The following is a 21,393-nucleotide window of genomic DNA, read 5'->3' as shown; positions in this document are numbered from 1 at the left end:
GCTGGTGATCCGCAAGCCACCTCGGGCGCAGGTCCGGCAGACCGCGGGCATCTGGGCGTTCCAGGCCGCGCTGGACCGGCGTGGCCTCGGCCCGGTGGCCGGTGTGGACGAGGCCGGGCGCGGTGCCTGCGCGGGCCCGCTGGTCGTGGCGTCCTGCGTGCTCAAGCCCGGTGACGCGGCCAGGTTCGAGGGCCTGACGGATTCCAAGCTGCTCACCGCCGCCGCGCGGGACCGGATCTTCGACGTGGTGGTCGAGCGCGCGGTCGACTGGGCGGTGATCGTCATCCCCGCGTGGGAAGTTGACCTGATCGGTGTACACGTGGCGAACATCGAGGGGATGCGCCGCGCCGTCGCGCAGTTGTCCGCGCACCCCGGCTACGTGCTCACCGACGGTTTCCCGGTGCCGGGCCTGACCGCGCCGAACATGCCGGTGGTCAAGGGCGACCGGGTGGCGGCGTGCGTCGCGGCGGCATCGGTGCTGGCCAAGGTCACCAGGGACCGGATCATGACCGAGCTGCACGCGGACCTGCCGCGGTACGGCTTCGACGTGCACAAGGGCTACAGCACCGCCGAGCACACCGCCGCCCTGCTGGAACACGGGCCGAGCGCGGAGCACCGCTGGTCGTATGCGAATGTGGCCTCGGCGGGGGCCCGACACGGGTTGACCGCGCCGCACCGAGTGGCGCGTGACGTGCTTTCCGCCACCGTGGTCCAGAATGGAACATCGCCGCAGACCAGCGGTGGCAGGCTCGCGACGAGGAGGGGCGCGGATTCGATGAGCACCCGCGCGGAGGCGTAATGAGTGCAGAGGATCTCGAAAAGTACGAGACCGAGATGGAGTTGTCGCTGTACAAGGAGTACCGCGACATCGTCAGCCAGTTCTCGTTCGTCGTGGAGACCGAGCGGCGGTTCTACCTGGCCAACTCGGTGGACGTGCAGGTCCGCAACGCGGACGGCGAGGTCTACTTCGAGGTGCGGATGTCCGACGCGTGGGTCTGGGACATGTACCGGCCCGCCCGGTTCGTGAAGAACGTCCGGGTCATCACGTTCAAGGACGTCAACGTCGAAGAGCTCGACAAGCCCGATCTACGGCTCCCCGAGGACGGTCCTTTCAACACCTGATCGTTCGACAGTCGCCAGGGGCTCATCCGCCGCGGATGAGCCCCTTATCGGCTTTCTGGGCCTGTTTCCCCAGGTAGATCCCTGTCGGAGGCAGTTGTCCACAGCCCGAAAAATCCGTCCACAGATCGCAGGTTCACCCTGGCCCCGCAAGATCCGCTTCGGCACAGTCGACCCGAACACCGACTGAGCCGAACGGAGCAACACCATGCCGGAGACCCGAGAGCTGGGCCGCCTGGGCGAGCACGTGGCCTGCCACTACCTGCGGCAGCAAGAGCGCCTCGACCTGCTCGCCCGCAACTGGCGGTGCCCCGAGGGCGAGCTCGACATCGTGGCCACGGACCGCGAGCGGCTGGTGGTGTGCGAGGTGAAGTGCCGGTCGGGCACCGGCCGGGGCAGTCCGCTGGAGGCCGTCACCCCGACCAAGCTCGACCGGGTCCGAGGCCTGGGCGTGCGCTGGCGCGACGCGCACGGCCTGCGCGGGCTGGCCGTCCGCTGCGACCTGGTGGGCATCCTGTGGCCGCGCTCGGGACCCATCCGCCTGCACCACGTGCGGGGTGCCTGAGATGGCGCTCGCGAGCGCCTGGTGCGTCGCGCTGTTCGGTGTGGACGGTGTCCCGGTGGAGATCGAGGCGGACGTGGGCGCGGGCTCGGTCCGCACCCAGTTGATCGGCCTGCCGGACGCGGCCCTGCACGAGTCCAAGGACCGGGTGAAGGCCGCGGTGCGCAACAGCGCCCACGCGTGGCCCACCCAACGGGTGACATTGGGCCTGTCCCCGGCCACCCTCCCCAAGGGCGGCTCGGGCTACGACCTGGCCCTGGCGTGCGTGGTGCTGGCCGCGTCCCAGGCCGTCCCCGGCGACCGCCTGCACGGCACGGTGCTGCTGGGCGAGCTGGCGCTGGACGGCCGCGTCCGCACCGTGCGCGGTGTGCTGCCCGCGCTCCTGGCCGCGCGGCGGGCGGGTCTGACCAGGGCGGTCGTGCCGACCGCGTCGCTGCCCGAGGCGACCCTGGTCGAGGGCCTGGAGGTGCACGGCGCGGCGACCCTGACCGACGTGATCGCCTGGCTGAACGGCTCGGACGACGCGCTGGCCGGTGCGGTCGGCTACCCGGAACCCCCGTCCCCGCCGCCGGGCAAGGACCTGGCCGACGTGGTCGGCCAGCCCGAGGCCCGCTGGGCGCTGGAGGTGGCGGCGGCCGGGGGTCACCACGTGCTGTTGACCGGCCCGCCCGGCACGGGCAAGACGATGCTGGCCGAACGCCTGGTCAGCCTGCTCCCGCCACTGTCCGCCGACGAGGCCATCGGGGTGACCGCGGTCCACTCGATCGCCGGCCTGCTCACCCCCGAGACCCCGCTGGTGGCGACACCCCCGTTCGTCTCGCTGCACCCGTCGACGTCGACCGCGGCGCTGGTGGGTGGCGGTTCGGGGTTGGCCAAGCCGGGCGCGGTGAGCCGGGCGCACCGCGGCGTGCTGTTCATCGACGAGGCGTGCGAGTTCGGCGCACGCAGCCTGGACGCCCTGCGGACGTGCCTGGAGGACGGCGAGGTCCGCATCGCCCGCCGGGACGGCATCGCGCGGTACCCGGCCCGCTTCCAGTTGGTGCTGGCGGCCAACCAGTGCCCGTGCGCCCCGCCGAAGGACCTGGACTGCATCTGCCTGCCGACCGCCAAGCGCCGCTACCAGAGCAAGCTCTCCGGTCCTCTGCTGGACCGCGTGGACCTGCGGGTGACCATGCGCCCCCTGACCGTGATGCTCGGCCCCGAGGTGATCACCCCGGAACCGACCGCCACGGTCCGCGAACGGGTGCACCGGGCGCGGGCGAGGGCCGGCTCCCGCTGGTCGCCGCACGGGTGGCGGACCAACGCGGAAGTCCCCGGCCCGGTCCTGCGCAAGGAATTCCGGCTGCCCGCGACCGCCACCACCCTGCTGGACCGGGCACTGGCCATCGGCGCTCTGACCGGCCGGGGAGCGGACCGCTGCCTGCGCGTCGCCTGGACGTTGGCAGACCTCGCCGAAACCGACGAACCCACCGCGGACCACGTTGCCGCGGCCTTGGAATTCCGCGAAAGGAGAAGGCCGTGACCCCACCCCCGAAACTCTCCCGCCTGACAGCGAGGACATTCCCGACCCCGACACCGCCACCCCCCGACGGCGCGAGGAGAAAACCCACCCTCCACCGCCTGGCAACCCCGAAAGACGTCAACCGCTGGATCCTCGGCTGGCCCGGAAAGGTCCTCCGAATCCGCCTTGCCCACCCCGAAGAAGGCACCCCGAAGGTGTCCGACCCGCCCACCGGAGGCACCCCGTGACCGAACTCCCGGACAGCACCCCGCAGCCCGCTCCGAAAGCCTTTCACCCGACCGATCCCGCCCTTCCGCGATCCCTCCGCGAAGAACCCCGAACCTCCACCAACCCCGCACACCCCGACCACCACGCCGCCACCCTTCCGGGTGAAATCAGTCGCACCGGCACGATCTCGACCGAGGCGCGCCCCGACCGCCCGAACCCGATCACCCCACCCGCCGGCTCCCCCTGGCCGGGCATAGCCGGAATGGCCGCCGCCAAGGCCCGGAGAGAAGCCACCCGCCCACCAGCCGACCCCTCGCCCACCACCCACCTGCCCGCCGGCCACCCGTCCACCACCCAGCCATCCGCCGGCCGTCTACCCACCGACCAGCCGACCCGTACCGAGGTCCCGCCGAATCCGACCCACCGTTCCCCGTGCGCCACCGCCAGGCCCCCGCACACCCCGCCCCGCCCGCGCACCACCCCAGCCGATCCGACCTGCTCCTACCGAGGACTCCGCACCGCCACCCCGCCAAGGCAGTCCTGCCACCGCTCGGAGCCACGGACGACCGGGCCGCTTCCCCCCTGCGACGTATCAGGTTCGCGTCGCCGAGGACGGGAAAACCCCTCGCACGAGCACAACTACGCCTGCGCCGGCCCGCCCACCGACCAGGCCGCTGAACCGGCCACCGGCCACACCGCTGAACCGGCCACCGACCACACCGCCAGTTCCGCCACCGGGCGCGCCACGCCGTTCCGCCTCGGCAAGACCTGGCTGGGCGAGCTGATCGACCAGGTGCGACTCCTGCACCTCCGGCCCAGGTGCGGTCGGCCCGCCGACTGGTGTCGGTGCGTGCGTCACCGCCCGCGTCAGGCGGACCGCCCCTGGCGGACGTCGTGCGGTCTGGTGCCGGCGGCGGTGTGGCGTGACTGACGAGGTGCGGCTGGCGCGTGCCTACCTGTCGCGCGTCGCCGAGCCGCCGGCAGGGGCGTTGGCCGCGTTCGTGGCCGCCGTCGGACCGGTGCGGGCGGCGGTGATGGTCCGGCGCGGCCAGGTGCCCAGTGCCGTCGACAGCCAGACCTCAGCGCGGCGGGCCGACGACCGGGCCGAGGCGGACCTGGCGGCGGTGACCGGGTTGGGCGGGCGGCTGGTCGTGCCCGAGGACGAGGAGTGGCCCGCGTGGCCGTTCAACGCGCTCGACCTGGCCGCCGCGCAGGGCCTGCGCTGCGGGTTGGCCCCGCTGGCGCTCTGGGTGCGCGGCGAGGCCGAGCTGTCCGCGTTGACCGAGCGGGCTGTTGCGGTGGTGGGCAGTCGGTCGTCCACCGCGTACGGGCAGCACGTCGCGGCCGAGTTCGGGCACGGGCTGGCCGCGTCCGGCGTGACGGTGGTGTCCGGTGCCGCCTACGGGATCGACGGCGCGGCGCACCGGGGTGCCCTGGCGGCCGGCGGGCCGACCATCGCGGTCCTCGCGTGCGGGGTCGACATCGCGTACCCGCGCGGCCACCAGGGGCTGCTCGAACGCATCCCGCACCACGGACTGGTGGTCTCGGAGTACCCGCCGGGTCTCCAGCCTGCCCGGCACCGCTTCCTCACCCGCAACCGGCTGATCGCGGCGTTCGGCGAGGGGACCGTGGTCGTGGAGGCGGGCCGGCGCAGCGGTGCGAAGAACACCGCCGCCTCCACCTCGGCCCTCGGGCGGGTGCTGATGGCGGTGCCGGGGCCGATCACCTCCGGCAGTTCGTCGGGCTGCCACGACCTGCTGCGGTCGGGGGAGGCGCAGGCGGTGAGCAGCGTCGCCGAGGTGCTCGAATCGACCGGGCGGCTCGGGGTGGACCTGGTCGAGGCCAGGCGGAACACCGAAGTCGGACTTCCACAGGGCGAGGCGCTGCGGGTGTTCGAGGCGCTGCCGCTGGAGAACGCGACCAGCGCCGAGGCCGTGTCGGTGGAATCCGGGGTCGAGTTGCCGAGGGTCCGGGCCCTGCTCCCGGAACTGGAGCTGGTCGAACTGGCGGTGCGGGTCGACACTGGGTGGAAGCGCTCTCATGAGGGGGTCCGGCGTGGCGATACTTGACCAAGAGCGTTCTGAGGCGCAGCGTCAGGGCCATGTCCCCGCCGCCGCCCGCCCGGACTCGCCGTGTCGACCTCGTCGGCCTGCGTCGTGAGCTGCCCGGTGACGTCTCGTCGGCTTTGGACGACTACCAGCGCCACCTCGCGATGGAGCGCTCGCTCTCCCCGCACACCGTTCGCGCCTACCTCGCGGACGCGGTCTCCCTGCTGGTCCACCTGGCCGGCGGCACGGCGGGCGACGCCACCGTCGAAGCCGTCGACCTCGCCGGGCTGCGGTCGTGGCTGGCGGCCCAGCACGGTGCGGGTGCGAGCCGGACCACGCTCGCCCGGCGCACGGCCGCCGCCCGGACGTTCACCGCCTGGGCGGCGCGGACCGGGCTGCTCGCCACCGACCCCGGGCCGCGCCTGGTCGCGCCCCGGCCCCACCGGACGCTGCCCGCAGTGCTGCGGGCAGACCAGGCGAAGGCCGTGATGTCGGCGGCGGAAGTCTCCGCCGAACACGGTGACCCGGTTGCGCTGCGTGACCAGGCCATGGTGGAGTTGCTGTACGCGACAGGTGTGCGGGTCGCCGAGCTGTGCGGTCTCGACCTCGGCGATATCGACTACTCCCAAAGGGTGATCCGGGTTCTGGGCAAGGGTAGGCGCGAACGCACCGTGCCATTCGGCGTACCGGCCGAACGGGCCGTACGGCGCTGGGTGGAACACGGCCGATCAGCACTGGTCAGCGACCGTTCGCGGGACGCCGTTTTCCTTGGTGCGCGTGGCGGCAGGCTGGACCCGCGTACCGCCAGGAGGGTTGTTCACGATGTAGTGGGCGCGGTGCCCGAGACAGCCGACATCGGGCCGCACGGCCTGCGGCACACCGCGGCCACGCACCTGTTGGAAGGGGGAGCGGACCTGCGTACCGTCCAAGAGCTTCTCGGTCACGCTACGCTCGCAACCACTCAGCTCTACACACACGTCACCGTCGAACGGCTGAAGGCGATCCATGACCGAACCCACCCCCGTTCCTGACGTCGCAGGGGGAGGTTCGCGGACCGCAACCGTGACCTCTCCTTCCGCCGCGCGCGTCGGGGCCTCGTCGGAGGCGCGGCCCTCGGTTGCGGACGCCCCGACCGGGACGAACGGTCACCACGTCGACGGCGAGGACTCGTCCGCCGATCCCGTCAACGGCGAGGACCCGCATGCTGACCCTGTCAACGGCGAGACCCGGCGCACCAACGGCCACGCCCTGACACCCGCCGAACCACTCGCCGAACCAACCGCCGAGACATCTACCGCGATACCCGCCGAGACATCCGCCGAGACACCTGGTGGGGCCTCCACCGAGACACCCGCCGCGACCGGTGTCGCAGGTGAGGTGGCTGCGGCCGAGTGCTCTGCCACCCGCGCTGACCTGCCCGAAACCGACGCGCCCGGTGTTGCGGAGCAGGGCGTTGCCGACGTCGAGCCGGTGGCTGACGACGTGCCTGGCGCGGAGGGTTTCGGCGCGGACGTGCCCGCTGTCGACGTGACGGTCGAGGCGGCTGTCGACGTGACTGTCGACGCAGTTGTCGAGGCGGCTGTCGTGACGCCGTCCGGTGCAGGTCGGCCCGCCCACCCGGCGTCCGAGTCGCGCACCGCCGACGACGTCGAAGCCGGGATCATCGCGCTGTGGCACACGTACGGCGAGTCGCACCAGCGAGCCCTGCGCGACCGGCTGGTGCTGCACTACGCACCCTTGGTCAAGTACGTCGCCGGCAGGGTCGGCACCGGGCTGCCCGCGCACGTCGACGTGGCGGACCTGATCCAGTCCGGGATCTTCGGTCTGGTCGACGCCATCGAGAAGTTCGAACCTGAACGTGGGCTGAAGTTCGAGACCTACGCGATGCAGCGCATCCGGGGCGCGATCCTGGACGACCTCCGGTCTCAGGACTGGGTTCCGAGATCCGTCCGCAGCCGGGCCCGCGACGTCGAACGGGCGCTGGAACGGCTCGGGGCGCGCCTCCAGCGCACCCCGACGGACCGCGAGCTCGCCGCCGAGCTCAAGATCGGCCTGGGCGAGCTGCGCGAGCTGTACGCGCAGCTCCAACTGACCAGCGTCGTGGCCCTCGACGAGTTGATCGCGGCCGGTCGCAGCGTGGGCGGCGTGGGGGCGTCGCTGGCCGAGTCGCTGCCGGACGAGGGCGCGGAGGACCCGATCGCGACCCTGGTCGACCAGGACAGCCGCCGCCAGCTCGCCGACGCCATCGCGCAGCTCGCCGAACGCGACCGCGTGGTCGTCACGCTCTACTACTTCGAGAACCTGACCCTCGCCGAGATCGGCAAGGTCCTGAGCGTCACCGAATCCCGCGTGTGTCAACTCCACACCCGGGCCGTCCTGCGCCTGCGCACCAAGCTCAACGAACAACTCGAAGCCTGACCCGCCGGAAAGACCGTCACCGGCCCCCACCCACGTTCTGACCGTTCTCCCCGAACCTCCGCGCACCCCGGGACGCCCCTCTCCCCGCCGTGGAGCCGCGCGCTGAAGCCGCCGCTCCGGTGGTGTGGCGAACCTCGGACGGGTCACGCGAGAAATCGGCCTGGCACCATGAAGCGCGTTCAGGGGCGGTGGTCCCCATTCCCCGGTCTTCGGCGAAGCCGGGACGGCGTCGTGCGACCCGCCCGTCAGCGGGAGCAGTCGGATTCGGGCTCGGGTCAGCAGGCTGAGCGGGTCCAGGTAGTCACGGCGCGGGGTCGGGCGCAGGGCCGCCCAGTGCAGGCACGTCGCCCGGCAGCCCCGGTGGCCCGGGACCAGGAGGCCGATCGGGGTGCCTCGGGTCACCCGCTGGCCGCGCACGACCAGCGGTTTCAGCGGTTCGTACGTGGTGCGCAGGTTGCCTTCGTGCGCCAACGACACCACGTGCCGGTGCCCCACCGGGCCGGCGAAGTGCACCGTGCCGTCGGCGGACGCCTGGACCGTCGTGTCCGGGGCGGCTCCCAGGTCCACGCCACGATGACCGGCGCGGTACGGGTCGGGCGGGCGTTCGAACGTCCTGAGCACCGGGTGGGGTGGTGCGAGGGGCCAGGCGTGGCGGGGTGGGCGGGACGCCACCGGAGGCGGGGGAGCGGCCGACGAGTGCGGAGCGGCCGATGAGTGCGGAGTGGAAGACGAGTGCGGAGCGGCCGACGACGGGGGAGCGGCGGTGGCCGGGTGGTGGGTGGCGAGCAGGGTCAGGGACAGTGTCAAGGCCGGGACCAGCGGCGTTCGGATCGTGGGAGCCATGGGTCCACGGTGCCCGGAGGAGGCTGGGGCTACCAGCGACTATGTCGGAACTGTGGACAACTCAGACGCCTGTGGACAACTCAGGGCCGGGTTCGGTGGGCCTGGCGTGGCGGCGTACACTCGTGTCGCGGCCCGTGTGAGTGCGGGGCGACTTCGCGTGCCAATGCAGATTCGATCCACCTCTCGTGGTCGAGTCACGGCGTCCGGCGGTCCTGAGGTCAACTCCGGTTCGGACGACGGCAAGGGCACCAGGGCGGCGGTCCACCCGGTCCGCCGCGAGCAACCGGAACGCGTGCCGGCGAACAACCGGCCCGCCTGAACGAAGAGGTGCGAACCCGGCCATGGCCGTCGTCACCATGAAGCAGCTGCTCGACAGCGGCGTGCACTTCGGGCACCAGACCCGCCGCTGGAACCCGAAGATGAAGCGCTACATCTTCACCGAGCGCAATGGCATCTACATCATCGACCTCCAGCAGACGCTGACCTACATCGACCGGGCTTACGAGTTCGTGAAGGAAACGGTCGCGCACGGTGGGTCGATCCTGTTCATCGGCACCAAGAAGCAGGCGCAGGAGGCCATCGCCAACGAGGCCCTCCGCGTCGGCATGCCCTTCGTGAACCAGCGGTGGCTGGGCGGCATGCTCACCAACTTCTCCACGGTGCACAAGCGCCTCCAGCGGCTCAAGGAGCTGGAGTCGATGGAGCAGACCGGCGGTTTCCAGGGTTTCACCAAGAAGGAAATCCTGATGATGAACCGTGAGAAGGACAAGCTGGAGCGCACGCTCGGCGGTATCCGCGACATGTCCAAGGTGCCCAGCGCCGTGTGGATCGTGGACACCAAGAAGGAGCACATCGCGGTCGGCGAGGCGCGCAAGCTGAACATCCCGATCGTCGCGATCCTCGACACCAACTGCGACCCGGACGAGGTCGACTACCCGATCCCGGGCAACGACGACGCCATCCGGTCCGCCGCGCTGCTGACCAAGGTCGTCGCCGAGGCGGCTGCCGCCGGTCTGATGCAGCGCTCCGGCGCGCGGACGAACGCGGCCGACGGTGCGGACAAGCCCGCGCCGGGTGCCGTCGCCGAGCCCCTGGCCGAGTGGGAGCAGGAGCTCCTGGTGGGCGCGGACGCGACCGAGAAGCCGGCTGCCGCCGACGCCCCGGCCGCTGCCGAGGCTCCCGCTGCCGAGGCTCCCGAGGCCGACGCTCCCGCCGCCGAGACGGCTCCCGAGGCCGTCGAGGCCGCTGCCGCTCCCGAGGGCACCACGGAGCCCGTGCAGTCCTGATCCGTCGGCGCGCCGCGCCCGTGACGAGTTCACGGGCGCGGCGCGCGCCGGTACCGCTACACCCCCGCGCGTATCCCGCAGAAGGAACGGAACCCCGCACGATGGCGAACTACACCGCCGCTGACGTGAAGCGCCTGCGCGAGCTGACCGCCGCAGGCATGATGGACTGCAAGAGGGCGCTCGAAGAGACCGACGGCGACTTCGACAAGGCCGTCGAGATCCTGCGCATCAAGGGTGCGAAGGACGTCGACAAGCGCGCCGCGCGCACCACCTCCAACGGTCTGGTCTCCGCCGAGGACGGCGTGATGATCGAGCTGCGCTGCGAGACCGACTTCGTCGCCAAGAACGCCGACTTCCAGGAGCTCGCCTCCCGGATCGTCGCGGTCGCCAAGGCCACCCGCCCGGCGGACGTCGAGGTGCTCAAGGCCACCGACCTCGACGGCCAGACCGTCGACGCCGTGGTCCAGGAGTTCTCGGCCAAGATCGGCGAGAAGCTGGAGCTGGCGAAGGTCGCCGTGTTCGACGGCACCGTCACCACCTACCTGCACCGGCGTGCCGCCGACCTGCCGCCCGCCGTGGGCGTCGTGGTCGAGTACACCGGTGACAGCGAGGACGCCGCGCGCGGTGCCGCGATGCAGGTCGCCGCGATGCGCCCCCGCTACCTCACCCGCGACGAGGTGCCGGCCGACGTGGTCGCCAACGAGCGCCGCATCGCCGAGGAGACCTCGCGCGAGGAGGGCAAGCCCGAGGCGGCGCTGCCCAAGATCGTCGAGGGTCGGGTGAACGGCTTCTTCAAGGACGTCGTCCTGCTGGAGCAGGCGTCCGTGACCGAGTCCAAGAAGAACGTCAAGGCTGTGCTGGACGAGGCCGGGGTCGTCGTGACCCGCTTCGCCCGGTTCGAGGTCGGCGAGGCCTGATTCGCGTGAGGGCGGGGTTGCGCAAGGATGCAACCCCGCCCTTGCCGTGTCCAGAGGAGGACCTGTGAGCGCAGAGGTAGACGCCGAGCCAGGCCACGGTTACCACCGGGTCATGCTCAAACTCGGCGGCGAGATGTTCGGCGGTGGCGGCGTGGGCGTCGATCCCGACGTCGTGCAGAACGTCTCCCGCCAGATCGCCGCGGTCGTCCGAACAGGTGTCCAGGTCGCCGTGGTGATCGGTGGCGGCAACTTCTTCCGGGGTGCCGAGCTCCAGCAGCGCGGCATGGACCGCAGCCGCGCCGACTACATGGGGATGCTCGGCACCGTCATGAACTGCCTGGCGTTGCAGGACTTCTTGGAACGCCAGCACGGCATCGAGACGCGCGTGCAGACCGCCATCACGATGGGCCAGGTCGCCGAGTCCTACATCCCGCGCCGGGCCATGCGCCACCTGGAGAAGGGGCGCGTGGTGATCTTCGGCGGCGGTGCCGGCATGCCGTACTTCTCCACCGACACCACGGCCGCGCAGCGGGCGCTGGAGATCGGCTGCGAGGTGGTGCTGATGGCGAAGGCGGTCGACGGCATCTACACCGCCGACCCCAGGACCGACCCCGACGCGCTGATGTTCGACAACATCACGCACCGCGAAGTCCTCGAACGCGGTCTGAACGTCGCCGACGCGACCGCGTTCAGCCTGTGCATGGACAACAACATGCCGATCATGGTGTTCAACCTGCTCACCGAGGGGAACATCGCGCGCGCCGTGCGCGGTGAGAAGATCGGCACGCTGGTGAGCACCCCCGGTGGTCGCCCGTCCTTCTAGACCTGCTGGGATTCGAGCAGCACCTCGCACACCAAGGGAGTCAAGCCGTGATCGACGAGACCCTCCTCGACGCCGAGGAGAAGATGGAAAAAGCGGTGACCGTGGCGAAGGAAGACCTCGCGGCGGTGCGCACCGGCCGCGCCACACCTTCCATGTTCTCCCGCATCGTCGTCGAGTACTACGGTTCACCGACCCCGTTGAACCAGTTGGCCAGCGTCGCCATCCCGGAAGCCCGGATGGCGGTCGTCAAGCCGTACGACGCTTCGCAGTTGAACTCGGTCGAGAAGGCCATCCGCGACTCGGACCTGGGGGTGAACCCCAGCAACGACGGCGCGGTGATCCGCGTGATGATCCCGCAGCTCTCCGAGGAGCGCCGGCGCGAGATGGTGAAGGTCGCCAAGTCCAAGGGCGAGGACGCGAAGGTGTCCATCCGCAACATCCGCCGCAAGGCCAAGGAAGAGCTCGACCGCCTGGTGAAGGACGGCGAGGTGGGCGAGGACGACGGCTCTCGCGGTGAGAAGGAACTGGAGAACGTGACGCACCGTTACGTGACCCAGGTCGAGGAGCTCGTCAAGCACAAGGAAATCGAGCTGCTGGAGGTCTAGGCCCGCGCGGCCGGAGAGTCCGGAGGGGCGCGTTGGTCGCGTCGGTGTCGTGCGGTCGGATCACCGGTCGCGTGGTTTCCCTGGCCGGTCGACGGCCGTGATAGGAGCACAGGTGTCAGGCGGCGGTGGACAGGGCGCGGCCGGGAAGAGCGCGTCGCGCGCGGGCCGGGACCTCGGGGCGGCCATCGCCGTCGGCGTCGGCCTGGGCGCGGTGATCCTGTTCGCCCTGTTCACGGTCCGCCAGACGTTCGTCGGCATCGTCGCGGTCGCGGTCGCGATCTCCGTGTACGAGTTGACCGGCGCGTTGAAGCGCGGCGGCGACATCAAGGTAGTCCTGGTGCCGGTGCTGCTGGGCGGTCAGGCGGTGGTGTGGCTGGCCTGGCCGTTCGGTCGCGACGGGATGCTCACCGCGTTCGTGGTGACGGTCCTGGTGTGCCTGATCTGGCGGCTCAAGGACGGGCCGGCCGGTTACCTGCGGGACGTCACCGCGTCCATCTTCACCGTCGTCTACGTGGCGGTGTTCGCGTCCTTCGCGGTGCTGCTGGTGGTCCCCGAGGACGGCGTTTTCCGCGTGCTCGCGTTCCTGATCGGCGTGGTGCTCTCGGACACCGGCGGGTACGCGGCGGGCGTGTTCTTCGGCAAGCACCCGATGGCACCGACCATCAGCCCGAAGAAGTCCTGGGAGGGCTTCGCGGGCTCGATGGTCGCGGGCATGGCGGGTGGTGCGCTGACCGTCGGCCTGATGCTGGGCGGCACCTGGTGGCAAGGCGTGCTGTTCGGTGCGGCGTTGGTGGTCACCGCCACCACCGGCGACCTGGTGGAGTCGCTGATCAAGCGCGACCTCGGGCTCAAGGACATGGGCACGCTGCTGCCCGGTCACGGCGGCCTGATGGACCGGATGGACTCGCTCCTGCCGTCCGCCGTGGTGTCCTGGTTGCTGCTGCACGCCTTCGTGCCCTGATCGGACCCCCGGGCGACCGGGGTCAGTCGTCGTACGGGTCGTCCACGGCCGCGCCGGTCTCCTCCTCCGTCAGCGGGACCACGCGCGTCGGGTCGATCACCGAGAACGCCGCTCCGGTGTGGTCGGCGACCACGGTCACCCGGCCGAACGGGCTGTCGTACGGCTCGATGGTGACCCGCCCGCCCAGCTCCAGCACCCGGGACGCGACCGAGTCCGCGCCGATCTCCGGGTCGGCGGTGAAGTAGACCATCCAGTGCGCCGGGGTCTCGGGCGGGAACGCGTGGCCCATCTGCTGGCGGCCCAGCACGGTCTCGCCCTGCACCGCCCAGATCGTGTAGTCGACCGCCTGGCCGTCGCCGATCTGGGTGATCTCGAAGCCGCACAGCTCCTGGAAGAACTCGTCGGCCGCCGCGCCGCCCCGGGTGTTCAGCTCGGCCCACGCGTACGCGCCGTGCCCGTTCGTGCCGAAGAGCCAGTCCGGCGGCACATGCCGGAAACCGATCACGCCGCCGGTGGGGTCCGCGATCAGCGTGGTCACCTCGTCCGGCTCGCGCAGCACGTGCCCGCCCAGCGAATACGCTTTTTCGGCCGTGGCGCGGGCGTGCGGGGTGTTCAGGTAGAGCGTCCACCCGAAGCCGCCGTCCGCCGGGCGGATCTCGGCCACCGGCAGGCCGTTGACCACGGCGACCGTGTGGCCCGCGAGGTCGGCGTAAGTCCAGCCGAACAGCCCGGTGTAGAAGTCGATCGTGGCTTGCTGGTCCGTGGTCGGCAGCTCCACCCAGCAGGGCGCGCCGTGGTGCAATTCGGCCAAAGCGGGAGAGTTCGGGACAATCGACACCGCATTACCTCCTGCACGCCGGGGGAACGATCACGCTACGGCCCTAAGGTTGATTCGTGAAGGGATTCGTCCGCGCCGCGCTGGCCGCCGTGCGTTCCGACGACGTTCTGCCGAGCCCCAACATCTGGCACTGGCCGGACGTCTACGAGGTGGAGAACCGCGCGCAGGACGTGGGCGGCGCGATCTGGCGCGCTCTCGGCGAGGTCTGCGACTGGACCGGCCGGGACGTGGTCGACGTGGGCTGCGGCGACGGTTTCCACCTGCCGGTGTTCGCGCGACGAGCCGGGCAGGTGGTCGGCGTCGAGCCCCACCCGCCGTTGGTGCGGCGGGCCCGGGAACGCGTCGCCGACGTGCCCAACGCGTCCGTGGTCGCCGGGCCGGCGCAGCGGTTGCCGTTGTCCGACGCCACTGCTGATCTCGTGCACGCGCGCACGGCCTACTTCTTCGGACCCGGCTGTGAGCCTGGAATGCGTGAAGCGGATCGCGTTCTGCGGCCCGGCGGGATGCTCGCGATCGTGGACCTCGATGGCTCCGCGAAGCCTTACGGTCCGTGGCTGTGCGCCGATGAACCCCGCTACAACCCCGGGGACGTGGAGGGGTTCTTCGCGGACCACGGCTTCACGTTGCGCCGCGTGCGCGCGCTGTGGCGCTTCGAGACGCGCAAGGACCTGGAAGCGGTGCTGCGCATCGAGTTCTCCGCGAAGATCGCCGAGCGCGCGATCGCGCAGACGTCCGGTCTGTCGTTCGAGGTGGGCTACCGGCTCCACACCCGGCGCAAGCCGTCCGGCCTCGTGCTGCCGTAGTGCGGATCTGTGCTGCCGCAGTGGCGGGGTACGACGAGCTGGTGCGGCCGTTGGTGCACGGCCGCAGGTAGCTCACTCGTCGTCGGTGTCCTCTTCGACGTCGAGCTCGCCGAGGATGGCGTAGAGCTTGCGCCGGGCCTCGTTGAGGACCTCGACGGCCCGCGTCTTCTGCTCACGCGTGCCCGCGTGCGCCATCTGCTGCATCGCCGAGCCCAGGTGCCGCGACGCCGTGCGCAGCTTCACCGCCTGCCCGTCGACCTCGTCGTTGACCTGCTGCCACGGCGGCGCGCCCTCCAGCTTGGCCGCTTCGGCCTGACCGGACTCGGTGAGCGTGAACAGCTTCTTGCCGCCGGACTCCTCGGTGGAGGAGACCAGTCCCTCGTCGGCGAGCAGTTGGAGCGTCGGGTAGACCGAGCCGGGGCTGGGCCGCCAGAGGCCGTCCGTGCGCTGCCCGATCTCCTGGATCATCTCGTAGCCGTGCATGGGGCGTTCGGCCAGCAGGGTCAGGACCGCCGCGCGGACGTTGCCCTTGCGCTGCCGGCCGCGCCCTCGCGGGCCGCCGGGGAGGAAGTCCCGGGGGTCCGGCGGGCGGGGCGGGGGCCCGCCGAACGGCCCGAAGCCGCCGCCGAAGCCGCGCCGGGGGTCGCCGAAACCGTGTTCCCGCTGGTGGCGGTCGTGCCTGCCGTGGTGTTCGTGGTGGAACATCATGTCGTTGACTCCTTCATCGACCGGTTGTGACGTGTCGACGATATATCGGAACGCATCGCGATGCAACGGTGAGACCGGTCGCGCCGACGTGGGACACTGGAGGGCGCTATGACTGCACTCCCCCTCGTCTTCGACGCGCCCAAACGCGGCCTGCCGCCGCGCCACCTCGCCGACCTCACCGCCGACCAGCGGAAAGAGGCCGTGGCGGCGATGGGCGAGAAGCCGTTCCGCGCCGCCCAGCTCTCCCACCACTACTTCAGCCGGCTCACCGTCGACCCGGCCGAGATGACCGACATCCCGGCCGACGCGCGGGCGAAGCTGGTCACCGACCTGATGCCGCCGCTGTGGACCGAGCTGCGCAGCGTCGAGGCCGACGCCGGCACGACCCGCAAGACGCTGCTGCGCGCGCACGACGGCACGCTGGTCGAGTCCGTGCTGATGAGGTACCCGGACCGGGCGACGCTGTGCATCTCGTCGCAGGCCGGGTGCGGCATGGCGTGCCCGTTCTGCGCGACCGGCCAGGGCGGCCTGACCCGGAACCTGTCGACCGCGGAGATCGTGGACCAGGTGCGCCGCGGTGCCGCGACCATGCGGGACGGCGAGCTGCCCGGCGGTCCCGGGCGGCTGTCGAACATCGTGTTCATGGGCATGGGCGAGCCGCTCGCCAACTACAAGCGCGTGATCGAGGCGGTGCACCGGATCTGTGACCCCGCGCCGGCGGGCCTGGGCATCTCGCAGCGGTCGGTGACGGTGTCGACGGTCGGGCTGGTGCCCGCGATCCGGAAGATGACCGAGGAGGACCTCCAGGTCCGCTTGGCGGTGTCGCTGCACACGCCGGACGACGAGTTGCGCGACACGCTGGTGCCGGTCAACACGCGCTGGAAGGTCGCCGAGGTGCTGGAGGCCGCTCGCGGGTACGCGGACCGCACCGGTCGGCGGGTGTCCATCGAGTACGCGCTGATCCGGGACATCAACGACCAGCCGTGGCGCGCCGACATGCTCGGCAAGCTGCTGCGCCGCCACCTCGGGCAACTGGTGCACGTGAACGTCATCCCGCTGAACCCGACCCCCGGGTCGAAGTGGGACGCGTCGCCGAAGCCCGTCGAGCGGGAGTTCGTGCGCCGGGTCAACGACCAGGGTGTGGCGTGCACGGTCCGCGACACCCGGGGCCAGGAGATCGCCGCCGCGTGCGGCCAGTTGGCGGCCGAGGGCTGAACCCGCTGGTGGGCCGACCGGCGGGGACGCGAGTCGGCCGTGCCGCGTCCGTCCACCCGGCCGGGTGAACGGACGCCGCGCGCCCGGTCAGACCACTTCGCCCAGCTTGCCGGTGGCCACGTCGAACACGAACCCGCGAACCGAGTCCTTCAGCGGGATGTACGGGCTGTTCCGAATCCGGCCGACGGACTGGCGGACGTCCTCGTCGAGGTCCTTGAACGCCTCGGCCGCCCACGGCGGTTTCACGCCGACCTCGTCCTGGATCGCCCGCTTGAACTCGTCGTCGGTGAACGTGAGCATCCCGCAGTCCGTGTGGTGGATCAGGATGATCTCCTTGGTCCCCAGCAGGCGCTGGCTGATCGCCAGCGAGCGGATCTCGTCCTCGGTCACCACGCCGCCCGCGTTGCGGATGACGTGGGCCTCGCCCTCGTTCAGACCGAGCACCCGGTAGACGTCCAGGCGGGCGTCCATGCACGCCAGCACGGCCACGTGCTTCGACGGGGGCAGCGGCAGCGGGCCGGCGAACTGCTCGGCGTAGGTGGCGTTGTGGGCCAGTAGTTCGTCCGTGACGGACATGGCGGGTATTTCCTCTCACGGAGAGCAAGGGATTGTGTGCGCTGCGCGACACTGAGCCAACTGTCGTACGCGACTGTGCGCAACCGGCATTCACTGTGTGGGAAAGCGGCTGTATCCGACTTACTCCGACGAGGGATTTCGGTGGGGTCTCCCGCACCGGGACATCGAGCCCGGCACCGGGTCGGGGCTGCCCCACGCAACCCGTGATGCGCGCTCGGCCACCCGCTGCGACCACGTGCGCGCACGACTTCGAGACGCCTCAGCCCCGCTCACGAGGGGGACGAGCGCCGTGGTTCCAGCTCGGTCGTGGACTAGCGCTTGCGCCAGGAGGTGCGGCTCCGCACCTGGTCCCAGATCAGCAGCAGCGCCATGCCGCCACCGAAGGCGATCACCCAGATGTCCTCGGTGCGGCCTTCGTGGTTGCCGATCAGCAGGGAGAACGTGGCCAGCACGGACAGCCACCCGGCGATCTTCATGCCCTTGGGCAGGGAGCCGTGCCAACCCCAGTCGGCCGACGGCTCGTCGTGGGTGTCGACCGCCGGACGCTTGTCCAGTTCCGAGGACGAAGACACAGCCGCACGACCTTCCTGCCCGATCCCGTTCACCAACGGTGGCAATCATCGCACACGCCCGGTCGGGCGCGAGGTGTGAGGTGCGCGGCACGTCTCCGGTGCGGGTTCCGTGCGCGCTCGGCGGTGCTGCTCCCCGAATTGGTCCCGGGTGAGGTGGAGGCGGTCGCGGAATGGGGAGTCGGTTATTCGTGGCGGGTGGCATGAGCGGGGTCGGGGGTGGGGTGGGCTTGGCCGGTGGCGGCTCGGATCGGGCGGCTGGTGCTGGTGGGGGGCGGTGCCGGTGGCGAGGACGGTCCGACGGTCGCGGTGTCTGCCGGGTGTCTGCCGGGTGTCTGAGTGGAGGTCGGTGTAGTCGTCGGTGCAGTTGTCGGTGCCGGGGGTTTGTGGCGGGCGGTGTGGTTTGCGGATTCGTGGTTTGTTCGGGGGAGAGTCGGTTGATGTGATGATTCGGGCTGTGGATTTGGTGGGGGTGGTTTTGTCCGTCGGTGAATGTCGCGTCGGGGGTTCGGGCGTTGGGTCTCTCCCCTGAAACGCTGGTCGCGCGTGCCGAGGTCGCTCGTCGGGGGTGGGGGAGGTGGGGTGCTCTGCTGCGGCCGGTGGGGGTGCGGGCCGGTGACCGGGGGAGACTGTGCGCTGGTAGGTGCCCGTTTCGTCAACTTTCGTCGAGTCGATTCGCGACCAATGAACGCGGACCGGCGCGAGGAGGATCTTTAACGTTGTCCTGTGTGACGTCTGTTGTGCAGCGGCTACGACCGGAAGTCGCGGACATCCGGACGGTGCCCGCCGCGTTCCTCCGCACCCACGCCGAACGCCTCCGCGCGCTGACGCCGTGGCGGATCGGGCGCGAGGTGGTGGCGATCGTCGCCATCATCCTGTTGGACGTCTTCCCCGGCTTCATCGCCAGCGACGAGCCCGCCTCCGCGTGGCGGCTGATCGGGATGGGTGCCGCGTTCGTCGGGATCTTCCTGCTGCGGCTGATGTTCCCGGCGATCGCGCTGCTGCTCGGGATCTGGGTGGTGTTCAGCATCGAGCAGGGCGGGGTCGCCACGATCCTGATGCTGTCCTACGCGTCCGGCTACCGGATCGTGTCGTGGCAGCGGTCGCTGATCACGGCGGCGCTGGGGCTCGCGGTGAACATGCTCGCGTGGAGCGGCAGCGCATCGGGGCTGACCGGGACGCTGGGGACGTGGGTCATGTTCACCGTGTACGGCATGGTGGTGGCGTTGCCGTTCCTGGTCGGCCGGTACACGGCGCAGCGGAACGCGCTGGTCGCGGCGTTGCAGGACCGCGAGGACACCATGGTGCGGGAGCGGAAGATGGTGTCCCGGCAGGTGCGGCTGCGCGAGCGGAACCGGATCGCGCAGGACATGCACGACAGCCTGGGGCACCGGCTGAGCCTGATCTCCGTGCACGCCGGCGCGTTGTCGCTGGACCCCGGCCTGGGGGAGAGCCAGCGCGAAGCGGTGCAGGTGCTGCGCAGCGCCGCGCTGACCGCGATGGAGGAGCTGCGCGGGGTGATCGGCGTGCTGCGGCGCGACGAACCCGACGAGGACCAGGTGCGGCGGACCGTCGACGCGATCGACGAGCTGGTGGAGGGCGCGCGGCGGGCCGGGGTGCGGGTCAGCCTGGTGCGCGGCGGCCAGCCGTGCCCGCTGCCCGCGAAGGTCAGCCACGCCGCCTACCGGATCGCGCAGGAGGGGTTGACCAACGCGAGCAAGCACGCGTCCGGTGCGAGCGTGCAGGTGACGGTCAAGTACGAGCCGGACGCGCTGGTCGTCGAGGTGCGCAACAACCCGCCCCGGGTCAAGGCACCGAAGGGGGCCGGGTTCGGGCTGATCGGGCTGGGTGAGCGGGTGCGGCTCGCGGGCGGGATGCTGCACGTCGGGGAGCTGCCCGCGGGCGGGTTCCGGATCGCGGCCGTGCTGCCCTACGAGGACACCGCGGCCTCCGGCGACGAACCCGCCGACGACGAACCCGTCGAGCAGGCCAAGCCGGGTGGCATCCGCAAGTGGGCCGGGGTCGGGTCGATCGCGCTCGCGGGCGTGGTCGTGCTCACCGTGGTCGGTGGTTACACGTGGCTGGGGAGCCAGTCGACCACCAAGGTCGTGTCGCCCGAGCTGTACGACTCGATCCAGGTGGGGGAGGACGAGTCGACGGTGCGGGCGCGGTTGCCCAGCGGCGCGGACCCGCTGCTCAGCGACGTCAAGTCGGACGCGCCGGGGGAACCGGCCGGGACGGCGTGCGAGTACTTCGTGGCCGACGACCAGCCGTACTCCCGGAAGATGACCAAAGTAGTGCGGTTCTGCTTCGCCGGCGGCAAGCTCGCCGAGAAGAACTCCCACCAGCAGGAGACGTGACGTTGATCCGGGTACTGATCGCCGACGACGAACCGCTGATGCGGGCCGGCATCAAGGCGATTCTCGGCACTGCCGACGACATCGAGCTCGTGGCCGAGGCCGGGGACGGCCGGGAGGCCGTGCGGATCGCCCTGGAGCGGAGGATCGACGTGGCGGTGCTCGACATCCGGATGCCCCGGCTGGACGGGCTGGCGGCGGCGCGTGAGCTCAAGGCGGTCGCACCGTCGGTGCGCGTGGTGATGCTCACCACGTTCGGCGAGGACGACAACATCGTGCGCGCGCTGTCGGACGGCGCGGCGGGCTTCCTGCTGAAGGATTCCGCGCCGGAAGAGCTGCTGCGAGCGGTCCGGGCGGTTCACCTGGGCGAGGCGTACCTGTCACCCATGGTCACCAGCCGGGTGGTGGGGATGGTCGCGGAAGTCGGTCAGCCCCGGCGGCAGGAGGCCATGCGGCAGGTGGCCGGGCTGACCGAGCGCGAGGTGGAGGTGCTCGCCCTGCTGGGGCTCGGCATGTCCAACGCGGATGTGGGGCAGCGGCTGCACATGAGTGAGGCAACTGTGAAGACCTACGTGAGCCGGTTGCTGGCGAAGTTGGGATTGACGAACCGGGTGCAGGCCGCGTTGTTGGCCCGCGATGCCGGCTTGGCCGGGTGAATGCGTGACCCGCGGTCGTTTTCTGATCGCGGTGGGTGATGTGAAGACGGTGACGTTTAGTCGATTCGGACGGGCTCGGGGGAGTTTTGTCCGGAATGCGACGAGGGGGCGTGCGTCGTTTTCCTGGCGGAATGTTCGAGGGACGTTCGAGGGGTGTTCGGGCCGTTCCGGCAAATGCACTAATGGTGGGTCGCGTGGGCACCCTGATGATGTGCGGCCCAGGTGGTGTGGGCGCTTTTGGCGGTGCGGAAGTGTTGATGTCGCGAGCATGGCTGAGGGCGTAGCCAAGGGTGCGGCGAGGCTGGCTGTCGGTACCCCGTGAGATGATGGTGTCGGGGGCCGGAGGCCGCGTCTAGCTGC

General features: G+C 70.9%; 20 protein-coding genes and 1 pseudogene. 16 read left to right on the top strand and 5 right to left on the bottom strand.

Going from position 1 to position 21,393, the window contains the following annotated elements; genetic code table 11:
• The first annotated feature begins 4 nt into the window (after positions 1-4).
• The 7 genes from AB0G01_RS14295 (at position 5) to AB0G01_RS14265 (ending at position 7,876) form a co-directional block, all read left to right on the top strand.
• Positions 5-799 (top strand): ribonuclease HII, encoded by a 795-nt coding sequence (locus AB0G01_RS14295; RefSeq protein ID WP_360944447.1) that lies wholly within the window; start codon positions 5-7, stop codon positions 797-799.
• The gene (locus AB0G01_RS14290) at positions 799-1,122 is read left to right on the top strand and encodes a DUF2469 domain-containing protein (protein WP_360944445.1); all 324 of its coding nucleotides are present in this window, start codon (positions 799-801) and stop codon (positions 1,120-1,122) included. Before AB0G01_RS14295 ends, AB0G01_RS14290 begins: the two co-directional genes overlap by 1 nt.
• Positions 1,123-1,327: 205 nt before the next feature.
• Positions 1,328-1,684 (top strand): YraN family protein, encoded by a 357-nt coding sequence (locus AB0G01_RS14285; protein ID WP_360944442.1) that lies wholly within the window; start codon positions 1,328-1,330, stop codon positions 1,682-1,684.
• A gap of 1 nt (position 1,685) precedes the next feature.
• On the top strand, positions 1,686-3,203 hold the full coding sequence (locus tag AB0G01_RS14280) for a YifB family Mg chelatase-like AAA ATPase (RefSeq protein ID WP_360944439.1): 1,518 nt from the start codon (positions 1,686-1,688) through the stop codon (positions 3,201-3,203).
• A 1,130-nt stretch (positions 3,204-4,333) separates the two neighbouring features.
• Positions 4,334-5,479 (top strand): DNA-processing protein DprA, encoded by a 1,146-nt coding sequence (gene dprA, locus AB0G01_RS14275; RefSeq protein ID WP_360944436.1) that lies wholly within the window; start codon positions 4,334-4,336, stop codon positions 5,477-5,479.
• Between the two features lie 32 nt (positions 5,480-5,511).
• Positions 5,512-6,489: a tyrosine recombinase XerC gene (locus tag AB0G01_RS14270; RefSeq protein ID WP_360944433.1), complete on the top strand. Its 978-nt coding sequence runs from the start codon at positions 5,512-5,514 to the stop codon at positions 6,487-6,489.
• A gap of 553 nt (positions 6,490-7,042) precedes the next feature.
• Positions 7,043-7,876: a FliA/WhiG family RNA polymerase sigma factor gene (locus AB0G01_RS14265; RefSeq protein ID WP_360945265.1), complete on the top strand. Its 834-nt coding sequence runs from the start codon at positions 7,043-7,045 to the stop codon at positions 7,874-7,876.
• A 336-nt stretch (positions 7,877-8,212) separates the two neighbouring features.
• On the opposite strand, the pseudogene AB0G01_RS14260 reads toward AB0G01_RS14265, so the two are convergent.
• Positions 8,213-8,719: pseudogene (locus tag AB0G01_RS14260) on the bottom strand (M23 family metallopeptidase); the annotation flags it as partial.
• A gap of 341 nt (positions 8,720-9,060) precedes the next feature.
• On the opposite strand from AB0G01_RS14260, the gene rpsB reads away from it, so the two are divergent.
• From rpsB to AB0G01_RS14235, 5 genes are all read left to right on the top strand, one after another.
• Positions 9,061-10,005 carry a 30S ribosomal protein S2 gene (rpsB, locus tag AB0G01_RS14255; protein ID WP_360944430.1) on the top strand — a complete coding sequence of 315 codons (945 nt, stop codon included), beginning with the start codon at positions 9,061-9,063 and terminating at the stop codon, positions 10,003-10,005.
• A 101-nt stretch (positions 10,006-10,106) separates the two neighbouring features.
• Positions 10,107-10,922: a translation elongation factor Ts gene (tsf, locus tag AB0G01_RS14250; protein WP_360944427.1), complete on the top strand. Its 816-nt coding sequence runs from the start codon at positions 10,107-10,109 to the stop codon at positions 10,920-10,922.
• 112 nt (positions 10,923-11,034) lie between these two features.
• On the top strand, positions 11,035-11,745 hold the full coding sequence (pyrH, locus tag AB0G01_RS14245; RefSeq protein WP_360945262.1) for a UMP kinase: 711 nt from the start codon (positions 11,035-11,037) through the stop codon (positions 11,743-11,745).
• A gap of 47 nt (positions 11,746-11,792) precedes the next feature.
• Positions 11,793-12,350 carry a ribosome recycling factor gene (gene frr, locus AB0G01_RS14240; RefSeq protein ID WP_360944424.1) on the top strand — a complete coding sequence of 186 codons (558 nt, stop codon included), beginning with the start codon at positions 11,793-11,795 and terminating at the stop codon, positions 12,348-12,350.
• A 112-nt stretch (positions 12,351-12,462) separates the two neighbouring features.
• Positions 12,463-13,311, top strand: a complete 849-nt coding sequence (locus tag AB0G01_RS14235) for a phosphatidate cytidylyltransferase (RefSeq protein ID WP_360944421.1) — start codon at positions 12,463-12,465, stop codon at positions 13,309-13,311.
• A gap of 22 nt (positions 13,312-13,333) precedes the next feature.
• Here AB0G01_RS14235 and AB0G01_RS14230 read toward each other — a convergent pair whose 3' ends face one another.
• Positions 13,334-14,122 (bottom strand): VOC family protein, encoded by a 789-nt coding sequence (locus AB0G01_RS14230; protein ID WP_360944418.1) that lies wholly within the window; start codon positions 14,120-14,122, stop codon positions 13,334-13,336.
• 83 nt (positions 14,123-14,205) lie between these two features.
• Between AB0G01_RS14230 and AB0G01_RS14225 the strand changes: the two genes are divergently transcribed.
• Positions 14,206-14,952, top strand: a complete 747-nt coding sequence (locus tag AB0G01_RS14225; protein ID WP_360944415.1) for a class I SAM-dependent methyltransferase — start codon at positions 14,206-14,208, stop codon at positions 14,950-14,952.
• Between the two features lie 72 nt (positions 14,953-15,024).
• Here AB0G01_RS14225 and AB0G01_RS14220 read toward each other — a convergent pair whose 3' ends face one another.
• Entirely contained in the window at positions 15,025-15,660 is a 636-nt protein-coding gene (locus tag AB0G01_RS14220; protein WP_360944412.1) for a PadR family transcriptional regulator, read from the bottom strand.
• A gap of 108 nt (positions 15,661-15,768) precedes the next feature.
• Between AB0G01_RS14220 and rlmN the strand changes: the two genes are divergently transcribed.
• Entirely contained in the window at positions 15,769-16,875 is a 1,107-nt protein-coding gene (gene rlmN, locus AB0G01_RS14215) for a 23S rRNA (adenine(2503)-C(2))-methyltransferase RlmN (protein ID WP_360944409.1), read from the top strand.
• 87 nt (positions 16,876-16,962) lie between these two features.
• Here the strand turns inward: rlmN and AB0G01_RS14210 are convergent, their stop codons facing one another.
• Both AB0G01_RS14210 and AB0G01_RS14205 read right to left on the bottom strand, forming a co-directional pair.
• A complete protein-coding gene (locus AB0G01_RS14210; RefSeq protein ID WP_360944406.1) occupies positions 16,963-17,451 on the bottom strand; it encodes a carbonic anhydrase in 489 nt (162 codons plus the stop codon).
• A 311-nt stretch (positions 17,452-17,762) separates the two neighbouring features.
• Complete coding sequence (locus tag AB0G01_RS14205) at positions 17,763-18,023, bottom strand: DUF2631 domain-containing protein (protein ID WP_360944403.1); 261 nt, start codon at positions 18,021-18,023, stop codon at positions 17,763-17,765.
• A 725-nt stretch (positions 18,024-18,748) separates the two neighbouring features.
• On the opposite strand from AB0G01_RS14205, the gene AB0G01_RS14200 reads away from it, so the two are divergent.
• Together AB0G01_RS14200 and AB0G01_RS14195 are read left to right on the top strand one after the other, a co-directional pair.
• Positions 18,749-20,380, top strand: coding sequence for a sensor histidine kinase (locus tag AB0G01_RS14200; protein WP_360944400.1), 1,632 nt, complete (start codon positions 18,749-18,751; stop codon positions 20,378-20,380).
• A 2-nt stretch (positions 20,381-20,382) separates the two neighbouring features.
• Entirely contained in the window at positions 20,383-21,033 is a 651-nt protein-coding gene (locus AB0G01_RS14195) for a response regulator transcription factor (protein ID WP_360945259.1), read from the top strand.
• The last annotated feature ends 360 nt before the right edge of the window (positions 21,034-21,393 follow it).

The sequence above is a fragment of the Actinosynnema sp. NPDC023587 genome, from assembly GCF_040640215.1.
Lineage (GTDB): Bacteria > Actinomycetota > Actinomycetes > Mycobacteriales > Pseudonocardiaceae > Actinosynnema.
The sequence above is the reverse complement of the archived record's forward strand: the minus strand, read 5'-3'. Positions and strand labels throughout refer to the sequence as shown.

Excerpts from the sequence above, each read along its gene's own strand:
- AB0G01_RS14285 (WP_360944442.1), top strand. The coding sequence starts at position 1,328 with ATGCCGGAGACCCGAGAGCTGGGCCGCCTGGGCGAGCACGTGGCCTGC.
- AB0G01_RS14280 (WP_360944439.1), top strand. The coding sequence starts at position 1,686 with ATGGCGCTCGCGAGCGCCTGGTGCGTCGCGCTGTTCGGTGTGGACGGT.
- rpsB (WP_360944430.1), top strand. The coding sequence starts at position 9,061 with ATGGCCGTCGTCACCATGAAGCAGCTGCTCGACAGCGGCGTGCACTTC.
- pyrH (WP_360945262.1), top strand. The coding sequence starts at position 11,035 with ATGCTCAAACTCGGCGGCGAGATGTTCGGCGGTGGCGGCGTGGGCGTC.
- AB0G01_RS14210 (WP_360944406.1), bottom strand. The coding sequence starts at position 17,451 with ATGTCCGTCACGGACGAACTACTGGCCCACAACGCCACCTACGCCGAG.
- AB0G01_RS14270 (WP_360944433.1), top strand. The coding sequence starts at position 5,512 with ATGTCCCCGCCGCCGCCCGCCCGGACTCGCCGTGTCGACCTCGTCGGC.
- AB0G01_RS14290 (WP_360944445.1), top strand. The coding sequence starts at position 799 with ATGAGTGCAGAGGATCTCGAAAAGTACGAGACCGAGATGGAGTTGTCG.
- AB0G01_RS14220 (WP_360944412.1), bottom strand. The coding sequence starts at position 15,660 with ATGATGTTCCACCACGAACACCACGGCAGGCACGACCGCCACCAGCGG.
- rlmN (WP_360944409.1), top strand. The coding sequence starts at position 15,769 with ATGACTGCACTCCCCCTCGTCTTCGACGCGCCCAAACGCGGCCTGCCG.
- tsf (WP_360944427.1), top strand. The coding sequence starts at position 10,107 with ATGGCGAACTACACCGCCGCTGACGTGAAGCGCCTGCGCGAGCTGACC.